Below are 16,062 nucleotides of genomic sequence, written 5' to 3' on the forward strand. Positions count from 1 at the left end.
ATGCCGCGGGCGCGATTTAACATTCAGCTGCCCTCGATTTCCTCGCGCAACATCTCGAGCTCAAGCCATTCGCCTTCCATCGCTTCGATCTCGCCCTTGAGGGCGTCGTGGGTCTTGGCCCGGGCGGCAAACCCGTTCGGGTCCTTGGCAAACAGCTTGGGATCAGCCATTTCAGCCTCGATTTTCGCAAGCTTCGCCTGCGCTTCCTCGATCTTGACCGGAAGCGATTCGAGCGCGAATTTCTGCTTGTAGGACAGCTTGCGCGAGGCATCGCGATTGCCTGCCTGCGGTTTCGGCACCGTGGCCACACTGCTGCTTTCCTGCGCTGCGCGGGCCTTGGTCTCCCGCGCCTCCGTGCCCCGTTGTGCCAGCATGTCGGAATACCCTCCGGCATAGGCGATCCAGCGCCCATCCGGCTCCAATGGGTTCGCCGGCGCCAGCGTCGAGGTCACCGTACGGTCGAGAAAATCACGGTCATGGCTGATCAGGATCACCGTTCCCGGATAGGACGCGACCACCTCCTGCAGCAGATCCAGCGTTTCCATGTCGAGATCGTTCGTCGGCTCATCAAGGATCAGCAGGTTCGACGGTCGCGACAGGATCCGCGCCAGCACCAGCCTCGCCTTCTCGCCGCCGGACAGGTTGCGGATCGGGGTCCGCGCCTGCTCCGGCTGGAACAGGAAATCCTTCATGTAGCCGGTGACATGCTTGGCTTCGCCGTTGACGATCAGGCTGTCACCGCGCCCGTCGGTCAGGTAATGCGCCAGCGTTTCCTCCGGATCGAGCACCTCGCGTCGCTGGTCGAGAACCGCGATGTCGAGTTTAGAACCGTGCCGCACGAAACCGGTGTCGGTCTCGAGTTCGCCGATCAGCATCTTCAGCAGCGTCGTCTTGCCTGCACCGTTGGGGCCGACAATGCCGATACAGTCGCCGCGGTTGATCCGCATCGAGAAATCGCGCACCACCGCCGGCGCGCCGTCATAGCTCTTCGAGATGCCTTCGGCCTCGATCACCAGCTTGCCCGAATCGCGCCCCTCGGCAACCTGCGCATTGATCCGCCCCTGCGGTCCCTTGTGGCCGCGGAACTCGGCGCGCATGGTCTTGAGGTCAGACAGCCGCCGCATGTTGCGCTTGCGCCGTGCCGTCACGCCGTAGCGCAACCAGTGTTCCTCGCGCTCGATCTGGCGTCCAAGCTTGTGCTGCTCAAGCTCCTCGGCTTCCAGCACGGAATCCCGCCAGGCCTCGAAATGCGCAAATCCCCGGTCAAGCCTGAGCGACCTGCCCCGGTCAAGCCATATGGTCATTCGGCTGACGCGCTCGAGAAACCGCCGGTCATGCGAGATCACCAGAAGCGCACTGCGGCTGCGTGTCAGTTCTTCTTCCAGCCATTCGATGGTCGGAAGATCGAGATGGTTGGTCGGCTCGTCCAGAAGCAGAATATCCGGTTCCGGCGCCAGCACTCGCGCCAGCGCCGCGCGTCGGGCTTCGCCTCCGGACAGCGTCTGAGGATCGGCTTCACCATCCAGCCCCAGATGCTCCAGCAGATAGCTGACCCGGTACGGATCATCGCTTGGCCCCAGACCCGCCTCGGCATAGGCCTGGACAGTGGCAAAGCCGTCGAAATCCGGCGCCTGCGGCAGATAGCGGATGGTCGAGGACGGATGCCTGAAGATTTCGCCTGTCTGAGGTTCAACCTGTCCGGCGGCGATCTTCAGCAGGGTTGACTTGCCCGACCCGTTGCGGCCGACAAGGCAGATCCGGTCACCCGGTTCGACCTGCAGCTCGGCCCCGTCAAGCAGCGGCGTACCGCCAAAGGAAAGCCCGATATCGTCAAGTTTCAAAATGGGAGGCGCCATGCTCAGGCTCCGGAAAAGTCGTGAGGACGGGCAATGATCAGGGCCCGTCCGGAATTCAGGCTGGCCGTCAGCCGGCCCTCGGCCACATTCGAGATGGTGCGCGACGCACCGAAAGCAATGTCGGCTTCATCAAGCGGATATTTCGCACCCGAAAGCGAAAGACCCTTGAGGGCGGTAAAGGCAACGACCGAGAACAGCGAGCCGGCGGGAAGATCGAGTTCACGCGATCCCGGCAAGAGCGGAACCGCTTCCTCGGCGCCCGAGGTCAGCACGACGTCAAGACCTCGCTCGGCCAGCGTGACGGCCTGCAGCAGATGTGACAGGGCATGATCGGTGCGGGCGCCGCCAAACGAGCCGATCAGCACCAGGCGGGTCGCGCCGCGTTCGATCGCCTGTTCGATGGCCAGTTCGCCATCGGTGAAATTCTTCTCGGCCGGGAACGGCATCCGCGGCGTGGCCGCATGTGTCTCGGACAGCTCGGGCGGCGTGGAATCGAAATCCCCGACCCAGACTTCCGGCAAAAGTCCGAGGGCCTGTGCATGCCGCATGCCGCCATCGGCCGCGATCGCCCGCGCGCCTCTGGTCAGTTCCACGACACGGTCGTCAATCTCAAGCGCCCCGCCGAGCAGGATGGCAAATGTGGAATTTGAACTCATGGCGCATGCCAATAGCAGCTTTGCGCGCACTTGCCAGCGTCTGGAAGAAATTCTATGTCTTGTCTCGCTCTAACGGGGTGCCTGGCGTCTGCCGGGCTGAGAGACCTGACGGTCAACCCGAAGAACCTGATCCGGTTTGTACCGGCGGAGGGATTAGACGTGCCAATCGCGCCTATTCCTGTTTTTCGAACCAAGGAGGCGCGACAATGCGCAAGTACCGTTTCTTCCCTGCGGCTGCCCTGGCAGCCATTCTTCCGTTCACCGCCAGCCCGGCGTTGAGCGCGGACAGGTCGCTGACCGTCTACACCTATGAGAGCTTCATTGCCGATTGGGGGCCGGGCCCGAAGATCGAGGCAGCATTCGAGGCCGAATGCGGCTGTGACCTGAAATGGGTGGGCATCGCCGATGGCGTGGCACTCCTCAACCGTCTCAAGCTCGAGGGTGAAAAGGCCGAAGCCGGCATCGTGCTCGGGCTCGACACCAATCTGGTCGCCGAAGCCAAGGCCACCGGCCTGTTCGAGGCCCACGGTCTCGATACCGGTGCCGTTTCGGTTCCCGGCAATTTCAGCGACGAGGTCTTCATTCCCTATGATTACGGCCATTTTGCCGTGGTCTATGACAGTGAGGCGATCAGCACCCCGCCCGCAAGCCTCAAAGAGCTGGTTGAAGGCGACCCGGAGCAGAAGATCGTCATCCAGGATCCCCGCACCTCGACCCCGGGGCTTGGTCTGCTGCTCTGGATGAAGTCTGTCTATGGCGATGATGCCGCCCAGGCCTGGGAGAAGCTTTCCGGGCGCGTACTGACCGTGACGCCGGGATGGTCGGAGGCCTATGGCCTGTTCACCTCGGGCGAAGCGCCGATGGTGCTGTCCTACACCACCTCGCCTGCCTACCACATGGTCGCCGAAGACACCGAGCGTTACCAGGCCGCTGAATTCTCCGAAGGTCACTACCTGCAGATCGAGGTCGCAGGCCTGCTCGCCAACGCGCCCGAGAAGGATCTCGCCAGGCAGTTCCTGAGCTTCATGATGACGCCCGGGTTCCAGAACGAGATCCCGACCAACAACTGGATGATGCCGGCAGCACCGGTCACCATGGACCTGCCGCAAGCCTTCGCCACGCTGGTATCGCCGGAAAGGACATTCCTCTATTCGCCGGAGGAAGTGGCCGAAAATCGCGCTGCCTGGATCGATGAATGGCTCGGCGCCATGAGCCGCTGAACCGGCTGTCATGCTGACCCGGGCAGAACACCGCACAGCGAGAACGGGTGGATGGAGCGCCCTCCTGTGTGTCGGCCTGGGGCTGGCGGCACCCGTCGCCGTGCTGATTTCACAAGGCATCGAAGCGGCTCCATCGACAGAGCAGGGTACCTACCTGTTCCGCATCACCCGGTTCACGCTGCTGCAGGCGGGTCTGTCGACCTTTCTCAGCCTCTTGCTTGCCGTACCGTTGGCCCGTTCGCTTGCCCGCCGCCCCGTCTTTCCAGGGCGGCGCTGGCTCATCAGCCTCTTTGCCGTCCCACTCGGTTTGCCGCCCTTGGTGGCCGCGCTCGGCCTGATCGAGATCTGGGGCCGTAATGGCATCGCCAACAAGGGCCTGTCCGTCCTGGGCTTCGAGACACCCTTTTCGATCTACGGGCTCAGCGGCATTCTCATCGCCCACGTGTTCTTCAACCTGCCGCTTGCCGTGAGGCTGATCCTGCCGGCGCTGGAACGCCTGCCGCCCGAATATTGGAAGACGGCGGCCAATCTTGGCATGAACGGTTTCTCCTTGTTCCGCCTTGTCGAATGGCCTGCCATTCGCCGTTCAGCGGCGGGTGCGGCAGGGCTGGTCTTCATGCTCTGCGCTACCTCGTTCACGCTGGTGCTGGTACTCGGCGGCGGACCGGCCGCAACCACACTGGAGGTGGCGATCTACCAGGCGCTGCGCTTTGACTTCAATCCAGGCCGCGCCGTGCTGCTTTCATTCATACAGGTCGGACTGACCCTCATCGTCATGCTCTTCCTCAGACTGTTCTCGGTTCCCACGGAAGAAGGACAGACCAGCGGCGGCGGCACCAGTCGTCCGGATGTCCGCGGTGGGCTGCATGTGCTGCTCGACGCTGTCCTGATCGGCCTGGGCCTCGTTTTTGTCGCCGCGCCGATGATTGCAGTTCTGGTGTCCGGGTTGAGTGCCGACCTGCCCCGGCTTCTTGGCGACACTCTGTTCTGGCGCGCGGCGGTGACCAGCCTGTCGATCGGCATTGCCGCTGCCACCCTTTCGGTCCTGATTGCAAGTCTGCTTGTCCGTGGCCGCTATTCGGCAGGTAATCGTCCCGGATCACCGATACTCGCCGTTCTGGCGGGACTGTCAGGTGCTGCCGGCTCATTGACCCTGCTGGTGCCTCCGGTCGTCCTCGGTGCCGGCTGGTTTCTCATGTTTGGAGGCACCACCGGCCAGCTGCTGGCCCCGCTCGCAGTGATCGTGCTGGTCAATGCGCTGATGGCGCTGCCCTTTGTCATGCGGGTGATCGAACCCGCGCACCGCAACACCATGGAACGCAATGGACGTCTTGCCGTGTCCCTCGGGCTCGTCGGCCTCAACCGCCTGCGCCAGATCGACATTCGGGCGATGCTGCCGGCACTGGCGACCGGCTTCGTCTTCGCGGTGGCCCTGTCGCTGGGGGATCTGGGCGCGATCGCGCTCTTCGGCAGCGACCGCATCATCACCCTGCCCTGGCTGCTCTATCAGAAACTTGGTAGTTACCGGACTGCTGACGCCGCCGGCCTGGCGCTGCTTCTGGGAGGCATCACGATGGGGTTGATGGTGCTGGCCGACCGGCTGGGAAACCGCCAGCGAAGTGAGGAGCGATGACGCAAGAGCCGGCAATAGCCTTCGAAGACGTCGCCTTCGGCATTGGCGATCTCAGCGCCGCTTTTTCCTTCGAACGCGCTGCCGGATCCGTCACCGCCATTCTCGGACCTTCTGGGGCCGGCAAGTCGACCCTGCTCAACCTTGCCGCCGGGTTCCTGACCCCGTCTGCAGGCCGCATCGGGCTCAATGGCAAGGACGTGACCCGTCTCGCGCCGTCCGAACGTGGCGTTTCCATGGTGTTCCAGGACAACAATCTGTTTGCCCATCTCGACATTCGCACCAATATCGGCCTCGGGCTCGATCCGGCGTTGCGGCTCGACAGAACCGCCTGGTCGCAGGTCGATCACGCGCTCGACCGTGTCGGCCTCGGGGGCTTCGGCAAGCGGATGCCGGCAACCCTGTCAGGCGGCGAGCAGCAACGCGTGGCGCTGGCCCGCGCTTTTGTCCGGCGCCGGCCGGTTCTCCTGCTTGACGAACCTTTCGACGGGCTCGGCCCGGGGCTTGCCGCCGACATGCTCGACCTCATGCTCGAGATCCGCGCCGAAGTCGGTGCGACCGTGCTGATGGTCACCCATGACCCCGATGAAGCCAGTGCCGCGGCTGATCAGATTCTGTTCATAGCCAGGGGCCGCATCGCTGCGGACGCACCTGCCGCGGGGTTCTTCGACCGTGCAGATCTGCCCGACTTGCTTGCGTATCTCGGCAACGGAGCCAAAAGACGAGGCGGCGCCACAATTTAGCCGCGAGCGTTTGGCACTGGAGAACCGGCGCAAATTGGGATAGACCAGAGCCTTAAGTTCCGGCCTGTGAGATTTTCAGCTTCCGTCCCGGCATTACGATGACCAGAAAACAATCCGGACCATGGCCAAGATCGCTGCGCCCCATACAAGATTGATATCCCCGCCCCTCCGCAACCGGCTGCGCGCTGCGCTGCTCCTGTCCGGCAGCCTGCTGTTTTTGTCCGCGTGCCAGACACTGGGCGTCGATGTCTATCAACCGACAGTGGCGCCATCGGCCACGCCGCAGACCGCCGAGAAGGCAGGCGCTTCCGACCCCCGCACCCGCATAGGCGCCAACGAGCATCCGCGCATCATCGCCAGCTATGGCGGAGAATTCCCGGATGCCAAGACCGAACGGCTGGTCGCCCGCATCGTCGGCGCCCTGACGCTGGTGTCGGAGAACCCGAGCCAGGCCTATCGCATCACCGTGCTCAATTCTCCCGCGGTCAACGCCTTCGCCTTGCCGGGCGGCTATCTCTATGTCACCCGCGGTCTGCTTGCGCTTGCCAATGACGCCTCGGAAGTGGCTGCCGTCCTGTCGCATGAAATGGCCCACGTCACCGCCAATCACGGCCTCGAACGCCAGCGGCGCGAACAGGAAGTCGAACTGGCCGGGCAGGTGGCCGAGGAATTGTTCGCCAATTCAATCGATGGCCGGCGCGCGGTCGCCCGCGGCAAACTCTCGCTCGCAGCCTTTTCGAGAAACCAGGAACTGCAGGCCGATGTCATCGGGGTCAGGATGCTCGGCGAAGCCGGCTACGACCCCTATGCAGCGGCACGGTTCCTTGAATCGATGAATGCCAATCAGCAGTTCAGCTCGGTCGATCCCGAGTCGGATTCAAGCCTCGACTTCCTGGCAAGTCACCCCAACGCACCCCAGCGGGTGCAGCTTGCCAAGAACCATGCCAGGGCGTTCGGGATGGAAGGTGTGGGTGACCGCGGTCGCGACTACTATCTCGAGGGCATTGATGGATTGCTGTTTGGCGACAGCCCCAATGAGGGCTATGTGCGCGGCACCGAATTCCTGCACCCGGTGCTGGGTATCAAGTTCAGGGTACCCAATGGCTTCCGCATCGACAACAATGCAGACGCGGTCCTGGCGACCGGCCCCGGGGATCTTGCGATCCGCTTTGACGGCGTGACCGACAACGGCCGTCAGTCCTTGTCCGATTACATCGCCAGCGGCTGGGTGACCGGGCTTGACCCAGCCTCGATCCGGGAAACCAGTGTCAACGGTCTGCCTGCGGCTGTCGCGCGGGCAAGGGCGGATCAATGGGATTTCGATATCACCGTGATCCGGTTGAAGGACCGTATCTACCGGTTCCTGACCGCCGCCCCGACCGGCAGTGACAGGCTGGAGCCCACGGCCTCGGTGGTTCGCGCCGGCTTCAGCAGGATGTCCGCCATGGAGATAAGGCAGCTGCAGCCTCTGCGCATCCGCATCGTCACCATAGCCCCCGGTGACACGGTGGCTTCGCTTGCCGCCCGCATGCGGGGCGTGGAGCGCAAGGTTGAGCTTTTCAGACTGCTCAATGCGGTTTCGCCCGGAAGTTCTCTCGCGCCCGGCCAGAAGGTCAAGATTGTCACGGACCGGTGAGTGAAAGCTTCAGGCCGCAGTCGGCTGCAGCCCTTTCGATCAATCATCTCCAACTGAAAGCGAACTTATCCGACGGGCTGCCGAACCATAAGGTGGCACGTCGCAAGCGCCGCCAGCATCCTGCGGCACCGTTCGGAGCGCGCAAGACCAGGCTCAAACAACGCCGTCGAAAAATGGGAGGGTCTAAAGGCTGGCAATTTCCGGCGTCGAGGTCGTCAGCACGGCGCGCAGTTTTTCCAGTGCGCGGTTCTCGATCTGGCGCACCCGCTCCTTGGAGATACCGAGTTCCGAACCGAGTGACTCAAGCGTCGCACCGTCCTCGCTCAGCCGCCGCTCGCGGATGATCCGCAATTCGCGCGGGTTAAGTGTGTTGAGCGCATCATCGAGCCAGATATTGCGGCGTTCCTCGTCGATGATGGTCGACACCTGCTCGTCGGGCAAAGGCTCTTCGCTCTTGAGGAAATCCATCCGGTCGGAGGCGCTGCCCTCGTCACCATTCGACATCGGTGCGTTGAGAGAGGAATCGGAGCCGGAAAGCCGAGCATTCATCACCTCCACGTCCTTGGCGTGGACACCAAGCGTGTTTGCGATCTGCGAGTGAATTGCGCTCTCGGTGAGCGAGGGATCGTCCTGCGCCAACCGCGCCCGGAGCCGCCTCAGGTTGAAGAACAGGGCCTTCTGGGCGGAACTGGTGCCGCCACGCACGATTGACCAGTTGCGTAGCACGTAGTCCTGAATGGAAGCCCGGATCCACCAGGTTGCATAGGTCGAAAAGCGCACATCCCGGCCCGGATCGAACCGCGCCGCTGCCTCGAGCAGGCCGACATGGCCTTCCTGTATCAGGTCGCTCATTGGCAACCCGAAATTGCGGAATTTCGCCGCCATGGAAATCACCAGTCGCATGTGCGCCATGGTAATCTGGTGTAGGGCGTCCTGGTCTTTTTCGTCTTTCCAGCGAACAGCCAGGTCGTGTTCCTGCTCTCGCTCGAGGTACGGCGCTGCCATTGCGGCTCGCACCATCTGCCTGTTTGCGGAAATCGCTTTCATGACACCCTCCGGTCTTTTCGACTGATTTACTCACTCTACGCACGCGGGCGAAGAACGGATCATCACGACCGATGACATCGGCGTGATCGGGTCAAACAAGGCCGAAGCAGTCCAACCACCACTAAGGTGAAGGCAACAGCATCGAAATGGTTCCATAAACACTGAGGAAACATCAAGAGAAGTATTCGAACGAGCAGTCATTCGATCCATACGCCAGGTATGGCCCGGCAAAATTCTGGCTGGGCCAGCCCCAGCCCGAGGACCGTTGCAACAGCCCCCGCCAGCAGGCATTCATAGCCGCATGCAGCCTTGCCCTTGAAGATCCATACTTCACGCATGGCTTGGATTCTCCGGCAGATCCGGGGGTGGGCCACTCCTGTACGACTGGCCTGCAGACCGATCAGCTCACGCCCTATGGATGGGAAAAAATAAGCCCGGGCGCGCTGGGCGGCCCGGGCTTATACTACCAGAATGTACGTTTGGAGGATTATGCAGCCTCTTCTTGCGCACCCTCTTCATCATTGGCCTTGCCACGCTTTGGGCCCTTGTTGAGGTTGACCTCGATCAGGCGAACGGCCTCGGTTTCCGACATCTTGTTGACGGCACCCAGTTCACGCGCCATCCGGTCAAGCGCCGCTTCGTAAAGCTGGCGTTCGGAATAGGACTGCTCCGGCTGGTTCTCGGCGCGATAGAGATCGCGAACCACTTCCGCGATCGAAATCAGATCGCCGGAGTTGATCTTCGCATCATATTCCTGCGCACGGCGCGACCACATGGTCCGCTTCACCCGGGCGCGGCCCTGAACGACCTTCAGTGCGCGCTCGACAAAATCTGTTTCCGACAATTTGCGCATGCCGATTGTCGACGCCTTGGCGACCGGCACCTTGAGGCGCATCTTGTCCTTTTCGAAATCAATCACAAACAATTCAAGCTTGTGGCCTGCGACTTCCTGCTCTTCGATTGCAACGATCTGTCCAACGCCGTGGGCGGGATAGACGATCGATTCACCGGTCTTGAAACCCTGTCTCTGTGAAGGCTTTTTCTGCTGGGTTGTCATGCGTTTTCAAAACTCCCTGTTACGGAAACGGACACTGGGAGCCGGACATGACTTGCCCGGACCGGTCCTGCGATGGCCGGCAGGCCGATCGCACTGACAACGCTTTCAAGAGCTGGACAAGGCAAAAAGCCGCAGCCGGTCACCGCGCGGAATAAGGCAATCCGGCAGCATCGCGCTGCAAGGAAAAGACCACCGCTGTGAGGGACGTTTGCTTCCGTTTTTGCTTCTTGTTTCGCCCTGGCGGCGCCTTGAAGATGTCAGTAATAAAATATGTATCACAAAAAATGGTGTAAATCAATGATTTGCGCGAGCCCTCCCAAAGGCTGGCGCAAATCGTGCCGCGATTTGGTTAATCGTGCGGCGGTGCAACGGCCCCAACGCCGCGTTGCAGCAAAATCCTGACCGTCTCGGGCCCTGTCAGTCGCCTTCGCCGGGCTCCGGAGAGAAGTACTTCTCGAACTTGCCTTCCTGGCCGTCGAATTCCTTCGCGTCGTCCGGGGCTTCACGTTTGATTGTGATGTTCGGCCATTTGTCGGCAAATTCAGTGTTGACCTCGAGCCACTTTTCAAGCCCGGGCTCGGTGTCCGGCTTGATGGCTTCGGCGGGGCACTCGGGCTCGCACACGCCGCAATCGATGCATTCGTCAGGATGAATGACCAGCATGTTCTCGCCCTCGTAGAAACAATCCACCGGGCAGACTTCAACGCAATCCATGTATTTGCAGCGAATGCAGTTATCAGTCACCACATAGGTCATACGTCTCTCCTGAGGCTCCTAAGACGCCGCGCGTTCAATCAAACGCGCAAAAGGACGCCTTAGCACTTAAAACTGCTGCATATGCGGTTCGGCCAGATTGGCTCCTGCTGGACCACAGATACATCATTTTCAGAGCGTCACAGCGGACATCGCGCTCAAGAGAGCAAAGCCGCAGCTGTCACGATCAACGGCGGTGAGGTACCGGCTTTGACGCCGTATTGCAAGACATCAGATGCCGCCAAAGCGCCGCAGCAAGGCGCTCGCGGAGAAACCTCGCTCCCCATGCGCCGGATTGGCGAATGAGCTTCTCCTCAGTGTCATAGGTCAAGACAATTTCATGCGTCATCGTCCGAATTACGAAACTGATCTATTTTTCGCCGGTCACGCTTGGTCGGCCGGCCTGAACCGGGCTCGCGCTGCGCCGCTACCGTTTCGGCCTTGCTTGCCTCGGTCGGTTTTGGCGTCAGGTCTTCGTACAGCAGTTGCGCTTCAGGTGCCGGTCCACGGCGATGGCCACAGCCAAGGATTTTGAGCACCAGGATCCGCCGCTCAAGCGAGATGGTCAGGACATCACCCGGCTTGATCTGCGCGCTGGGCTGATCGATCTTCTCCCGGTTGACCCTGACATTGCCGCCGGAAACGAATTTTCCGGCGAGCGTTCGGGATTTCAGGATTCGGGCGAAGAACAGCCATTTGTCGATCCGCTGTCTTTCGCTCTGCTCCACCAGACCCGTGCCTATTTCTTCAGCTGGTCACGCAAGGCTGCCAGAGCTGCGAAGGGCGAATCCGGATCGATCGGCTTCTCCTTGCGCTGCGGCCGGTCGTTGCGGTTGCCACGGTTCGCATCACCGCCGTGGCCTGGCTTGTTGCCATGTCCGCCCTTGCCGCCCCGGCCGGGTCCGCCCTTGCCCTGGTGTCCCGGCTTTCCGCGGTGGCCCCGGTTGGGACGGCCCTCGCCATCGGCTGCAGCTTCGCCATCCTGCTTCTCGCCGGACCGGGCGTTGCGGTTGCCACCGTCGCGACGGCCTCTGCCTTCACCGGGCGCATTGCGCGGCCCGCGCTGCCCGTCCTGACGGCCGCCCGGCCGCCACAGCAGCACCGGACGCGGCGCTTCCGCTTCTTCAGCAATGTCAGCCTGTGCGGCATCACCTTGAGGCGCCTCGGTCTCACCGGCAGCACTTTCGGCTGCCGCCTCGGCCGGCTGGGCCGTTGGTGCGTTATCGGCCGCGGGGGATTGCGCGGCATCGGAAGCAGCTTCGCCAGTGGCGTCTTCGGAAGTTTCCGCTGAGGTCGAAGGTTCTTGGGCCGGTGCGGCGGGCTTGAGCGGGCGGTCCGCGGCAGTTCGCGAAACCACGACTTCAACCTTGGGGCCCTCGGGAGTTCCACCAGCGGTTTCCGCCTGCGCGGCCTCGAGACCGGCAAGATGAACCTGCGCCTCTTCGGCAGGAACCGCGTCCGCGCGATAACCGAGCCCCTTGAGGATTTCCTCGATGTCGTCCTGGGTGGCGCCGAGAATGGAAAGCATTCCGGTCGTGGTGATGAAGCGCCGGCCATCATAGGCCGCTTCAGGACGCGTCCCTTGCGTGCCCGGCTTCCACTGCAGCGCCGGCCGGATCAGATCCGCCAGCCGCTCGAGAATGTCGATGCGCACGGCGCGCTTTCCAAGAAACCGGAAGCCGGCCAGGCGATAGAACTCGCGGTCGATTTCGGGATCCGTGGCGACAGATGTGCGGCCAGCGGCCAGCAGCGGTGTCACGTCGCCATAACCGGGCTTCGAAAACCCGTCATTGGCAAGCGCCCACAACAGCGTCACCAATTCGGCCGGCGCCGGCTTCAGCAAAGCCGGCATGAAGATGTGATAGGCGCCGAAACGGATGCCGTATTTGCGCAAGGATGCGCGCGCCGACTGATCAAGGTCCTTGATCATCTCGGCCACGTCGCGGCGGAACAGGACGCCGAGGCTTTCGGCCAGCCGGAAAGCCAGTCCGCGCGCCAGTCCGTCAAGATCCTCGGCGCGGGTCAGATCGTCGAGCGGCTTGAGCACCGTGGCGATATGGTGATTGACGAACCGGTCGATGCGCGCGGCGACGAAATCCCGGGCGGTCCCGGTCAGCTGTTCGTCGGCCAGCAGGATCGTGCGCGGCTTGAGAATGTGATCGCCGCTTGCGAGCTTGGCAACGGGATCGCCCAGCCAGCGCACGGTGCCATCCGCCCCGATGGCGAAATCGGAATTGCCCGAGGCATGCAGCCGTGCTGCCCGCGCTTCGAATTCCAGCGCCAGCGCCTTCTGCGCGGCAGCCAGAACGGCCTTTGCGTCCGGCCCGTCCGCCGAGCTATCCGGCATGAACCGGAATCCGGCCAGTTGTCCTACGTGGTGACCTTCAACAAAGACATCACCGTTCACACTGATTTCAGCTTCGAGCATCGCGTTCTCTCTCAGGCGCCTCATGAGCACAGATGTCCTGCGGTCAACAAAGCGTTTCGTCAACCTTTCATGCAACGCATCGGACAAACGGTCCTCAATTTCACGCGTCTTTTCCTGCCAGTGTGTCGGATCGGCAAGCCATTCAGGTCTGTTGGAAACATAGGTCCATGTCCGGATCTGAGAGATCCGGGCCGACAATGTGTCGATTTCTCCGTCTGTGGAATCGGTGCGGCGGACCTGTTCGGCGAGGAAATCCTCGTTCACCGACCCGGTGCGGATCAGGTCCCGGTAAATCGTGGCAATCAGGTCGGCATGCTGTGCCGGAGCGATCCGCCGGTAATCCGGCAGCGAGCACACATCCCACAGGGTGGCGACCCCTTGCGGCGTGCTGGCAAGGTCGCGCACCTCGAAATCATTGACCAGGTGCTCGAGCGCGCGCTGGTCGACCGCCGGCAGAGCCCGGGTCAGTCCCTGCACTGCCGGAATCTGCTCGAGACTCGCCTGCAGCGATTTCAGACTGGAGAAATCGAGCTGCTTGGATCGCCATTGCAGGATCTTGACCGGCTCGAACACATGGCTTTCAAGCCTTTGGACCAGATCATCGGGCAGCGGGTGAACCTGGCCTGTGACGCCAAACGTGCCGTCGCGCAGGTGGCGGCCGGCACGGCCGGCGATCTGGCCGAATTCCGAAGCCGTAAGTTGCCGGTAGGAAAAACCGTCGAATTTCCGGTCCTGGGCAAAGGCAACATGATCGACATCGAGGTTGAGCCCCATGCCGATGGCGTCGGTGGCCACCAGGTAGTCGACATCGCCGTTCTGGTAGAGCTCGACCTGGGCATTACGGGTGCGCGGGCTGAGTGCCCCCAGAACAACCGCCGCTCCGCCACGCTGGCGCCGCACAAGTTCGGCGATCGCGTAGACCTCGTCGGCCGAGAACGCCACGATGGCCGAACGCCGCGGCAGCCGCGTGATCTTCTTCGAGCCTGCGTAATGCAGCTCCGACAGGCGCGGACGCTCGACGATTGTGATCCCCGGCAGCAATTGCTCGAGAATGCCGCGCACCGTTGCCGATCCGAGCAGCAGCGTTTCCTCCCGGCCGCGCAATGACAGGATTCGGTCGGTAAAGACGTGGCCGCGTTCAAGATCTCCGGCAATCTGCACTTCGTCGATGGCGACAAAGGCGGCATTGGTTTCCTGCGGCATCGCCTCGACGGTGCACACCGAGTAGCGTGCGCCCGGCGGCGTGATCTTTTCCTCGCCGGTGACCAGCGAGACATGGCTTAGCCCGACCTTTTCGACCATCCGCCCGTAGACCTCGCGCGCCAAGAGCCGCAGCGGCAGTCCGATAACGCCCGACGAATGCGCCGCCATCCGCTCGATGGCGAAATGCGTCTTGCCGGTATTGGTCGGTCCCAGCACGGCAGTGACACCGCGCCCGGACAGGATCAATGGTTTCGGGGGATGGCTGGGGAAAGCGGGCATGTCGTCCGTATTCAGGTCAGGTCGCGCGTTACCTATCACATCGGAGAAGGCGAAACAGGGGCTAATCGCAAAGAACCCGAAGACTCGCAATTTAACCATTGGAACAGTCGCGGAACGAATCGGCGACGAATCAATGACTCGTCCTGATTCCGGCTTTGTTCACCCCCATATCTGCCCTGCGTGACCATCCACGACACCATATGCTGAATCGCCCTCGCAGCGATTCCGCCAAGCAGCCCCGGTTGCGTTAACCTTTCAAATCCACGCCGCTCCGCAAGGTGGTCAGTCAGCCGCTCATTTTAAGAGTTTATCAATATTTCCAAATACTTCTTTAATCAGTTACCCGGTCTTTGAACGATCGGATTAACCTTCGGAACAGCGGTGGAACGAATCGGCGACGAATCATTGACCTGGCCCGGTTGGCCATTTGTTCACCACAACATATGGATTCTCGCCCACCATGCTGCCACTAGTCTTGGACAGTCGGCACCACGGTATCGACGCTGCCCAACCCGAAAATTAACCTTTGCCGTTTGCTGCGCTTGCCAAAATCATCTGTCGATTCCTTCGCCACCCATTCTCAGCCGTTCAGATTTTGTTAAACATTCCAAACACTTCGTAAAGGCATTTGGTGGCATTTTCCGGTTCCTGTTAACTTCCGGAACAGCGCTGGAACGAATCGGCGACGAATCAGCTTCAAGCGGGATTTCCCGGTTTGTTCACCACCAGATCTTGTGATTTGGCCCGCGTCGCCATCTATTGAGCTGCTGAAAAAGGTGAGAATGAAAGGGTTGACACCCGGTTCCGTTAACCTTTGCGGTTCCGGCCGGGACTCATCCGGTCTGCTTCCGTCGCAGGACCTCCCGCAACGATGCCTCGATCTGCCCACCACACCATGCGTCTCCGAATGCCGCGTCGCTCCGGGACCTGAGCTCAATCTGGGAATCAATCGCCGCAATCCGGTCCGTAAGCCCGGCAATCGCCGGGGCATGACGGTCCAGCACCGGCCTGAGCGCGGGCAGCTTTGCGGTCATCGTGCCCCACAATGTTGAAGTTACGAGATCAGCCAGCCCCGGGGCATCACCTCCCAGCATGAATCCGGAACTCACCCTCACGCCGTAACGCCAGCCGGTCTCCTCGAAAATTCCCATCCAGCGATGCAGTCTCGGTAGAAAATCCGCCCACGCCGCGTCCGTCCACATCTGCGCGCCATTGTACCGGGTCATCTCGTAGAGCACGTCATTGGCGTCGCATACGACCTTGAGGCACATCGCCCGTGTCGCGGGATCGGTTCCCGTCAAGTCGTGCTTTTCGCCAAGAAAGCTCAGGATCGCCGGCATCTGGGAAACATGGATGTTGCGCTGATGGTCCGTCAGAACCGGTGGTCCCATATGCGCGATCAGCTGTTCGCCCGGCGGTGATGTTCTTTGCGCAAGCGACGCCTCATATCCGGCCTCCTCCCAGACGCAGCCGATATGGGCAAGAACGGACCGGACGAACTGACCGCGGAATTGGATGGGCCAGTAGTAGAGCGTGTAATCAGTCACTGCCGAT

13 protein-coding genes and 1 riboswitch are annotated in these 16,062 nt (G+C 61.7%); of the genes, 4 read left to right on the top strand and 9 right to left on the bottom strand.

Annotated elements, in window-relative coordinates; all coding sequences use genetic code 11:
• Nucleotides 1–23: 23 nt before the first annotated feature.
• On the bottom strand, nt 24–1,856 hold the full coding sequence (locus tag GTW23_RS10260) for an ABC-F family ATP-binding cassette domain-containing protein (protein WP_252915680.1): 1,833 nt from the start codon (nt 1,854–1,856) through the stop codon (nt 24–26).
• 2 nt (nt 1,857–1,858) lie between these two features.
• Complete coding sequence (locus GTW23_RS10265; RefSeq protein WP_252915681.1) at nt 1,859–2,512, bottom strand: thiamine diphosphokinase; 654 nt, start codon at nt 2,510–2,512, stop codon at nt 1,859–1,861.
• Nucleotides 2,513–2,575: 63 nt separating this feature from the next.
• A riboswitch (TPP riboswitch) is annotated at nt 2,576–2,682 on the top strand.
• A 36-nt stretch (nt 2,683–2,718) separates the two neighbouring features.
• On the opposite strand from GTW23_RS10265, the gene thiB reads away from it, so the two are divergent.
• The 4 genes from thiB to GTW23_RS10285 all read left to right on the top strand — a co-directional run bounded on the left by thiB (nt 2,719) and on the right by GTW23_RS10285 (nt 7,741).
• On the top strand, nt 2,719–3,732 hold the full coding sequence (gene thiB / locus GTW23_RS10270) for a thiamine ABC transporter substrate binding subunit (protein ID WP_252915682.1): 1,014 nt from the start codon (nt 2,719–2,721) through the stop codon (nt 3,730–3,732).
• Between the two features lie 10 nt (nt 3,733–3,742).
• Complete coding sequence (gene thiP, locus GTW23_RS10275) at nt 3,743–5,365, top strand: thiamine/thiamine pyrophosphate ABC transporter permease (protein WP_252915684.1); 1,623 nt, start codon at nt 3,743–3,745, stop codon at nt 5,363–5,365.
• Entirely contained in the window at nt 5,362–6,105 is a 744-nt protein-coding gene (locus GTW23_RS10280) for a thiamine ABC transporter ATP-binding protein (RefSeq protein WP_252915685.1), read from the top strand. Before thiP ends, GTW23_RS10280 begins: the two co-directional genes overlap by 4 nt.
• Nucleotides 6,106–6,226: 121 nt before the next feature.
• Nucleotides 6,227–7,741, top strand: coding sequence for a M48 family metalloprotease (locus GTW23_RS10285; protein ID WP_252915686.1), 1,515 nt, complete (start codon nt 6,227–6,229; stop codon nt 7,739–7,741).
• 183 nt (nt 7,742–7,924) lie between these two features.
• Here GTW23_RS10285 and GTW23_RS10290 read toward each other — a convergent pair whose 3' ends face one another.
• From GTW23_RS10290 to GTW23_RS10320, 7 genes are all read right to left on the bottom strand, one after another.
• Nucleotides 7,925–8,788: an RNA polymerase factor sigma-32 gene (locus GTW23_RS10290; protein ID WP_152011279.1), complete on the bottom strand. Its 864-nt coding sequence runs from the start codon at nt 8,786–8,788 to the stop codon at nt 7,925–7,927.
• Nucleotides 8,789–8,985: 197 nt separating this feature from the next.
• The gene (locus tag GTW23_RS10295) at nt 8,986–9,126 is read right to left on the bottom strand and encodes a hypothetical protein (protein WP_252915687.1); all 141 of its coding nucleotides are present in this window, start codon (nt 9,124–9,126) and stop codon (nt 8,986–8,988) included.
• A 149-nt stretch (nt 9,127–9,275) separates the two neighbouring features.
• Complete coding sequence (locus GTW23_RS10300; RefSeq protein WP_152011278.1) at nt 9,276–9,845, bottom strand: CarD family transcriptional regulator; 570 nt, start codon at nt 9,843–9,845, stop codon at nt 9,276–9,278.
• Between the two features lie 417 nt (nt 9,846–10,262).
• Nucleotides 10,263–10,601, bottom strand: coding sequence for a ferredoxin FdxA (gene fdxA, locus GTW23_RS10305; protein WP_152011277.1), 339 nt, complete (start codon nt 10,599–10,601; stop codon nt 10,263–10,265).
• 335 nt (nt 10,602–10,936) lie between these two features.
• Nucleotides 10,937–11,326, bottom strand: a complete 390-nt coding sequence (locus tag GTW23_RS10310) for an RNA-binding S4 domain-containing protein (protein ID WP_152011276.1) — start codon at nt 11,324–11,326, stop codon at nt 10,937–10,939.
• Between the two features lie 11 nt (nt 11,327–11,337).
• Nucleotides 11,338–14,508, bottom strand: coding sequence for a helicase-related protein (locus tag GTW23_RS10315; protein ID WP_252915688.1), 3,171 nt, complete (start codon nt 14,506–14,508; stop codon nt 11,338–11,340).
• A gap of 833 nt (nt 14,509–15,341) precedes the next feature.
• Nucleotides 15,342–16,055, bottom strand: coding sequence for a glutathione S-transferase (locus GTW23_RS10320; protein ID WP_252915689.1), 714 nt, complete (start codon nt 16,053–16,055; stop codon nt 15,342–15,344).
• Nucleotides 16,056–16,062 lie beyond the last annotated feature (7 nt).

This window comes from Parahoeflea alexandrii, assembly GCF_024105735.1.
In the GTDB taxonomy this organism is placed as follows: domain Bacteria; phylum Pseudomonadota; class Alphaproteobacteria; order Rhizobiales; family Rhizobiaceae; genus Hoeflea; species Hoeflea alexandrii.

Coding starts and splice junctions, on each gene's coding strand:
- GTW23_RS10265 (WP_252915681.1), bottom strand. CDS start 2,512: ATGAGTTCAAATTCCACATTTGCCATCCTGCTCGGCGGGGCGCTTGAG.
- GTW23_RS10285 (WP_252915686.1), top strand. CDS start 6,227: ATGGCCAAGATCGCTGCGCCCCATACAAGATTGATATCCCCGCCCCTC.
- GTW23_RS10280 (WP_252915685.1), top strand. CDS start 5,362: ATGACGCAAGAGCCGGCAATAGCCTTCGAAGACGTCGCCTTCGGCATT.
- thiP (WP_252915684.1), top strand. CDS start 3,743: ATGCTGACCCGGGCAGAACACCGCACAGCGAGAACGGGTGGATGGAGC.
- GTW23_RS10295 (WP_252915687.1), bottom strand. CDS start 9,126: ATGCGTGAAGTATGGATCTTCAAGGGCAAGGCTGCATGCGGCTATGAA.
- GTW23_RS10300 (WP_152011278.1), bottom strand. CDS start 9,845: ATGACAACCCAGCAGAAAAAGCCTTCACAGAGACAGGGTTTCAAGACC.
- GTW23_RS10260 (WP_252915680.1), bottom strand. CDS start 1,856: ATGGCGCCTCCCATTTTGAAACTTGACGATATCGGGCTTTCCTTTGGC.
- GTW23_RS10315 (WP_252915688.1), bottom strand. CDS start 14,508: ATGCCCGCTTTCCCCAGCCATCCCCCGAAACCATTGATCCTGTCCGGG.
- fdxA (WP_152011277.1), bottom strand. CDS start 10,601: ATGACCTATGTGGTGACTGATAACTGCATTCGCTGCAAATACATGGAT.
- GTW23_RS10290 (WP_152011279.1), bottom strand. CDS start 8,788: ATGAAAGCGATTTCCGCAAACAGGCAGATGGTGCGAGCCGCAATGGCA.
- thiB (WP_252915682.1), top strand. CDS start 2,719: ATGCGCAAGTACCGTTTCTTCCCTGCGGCTGCCCTGGCAGCCATTCTT.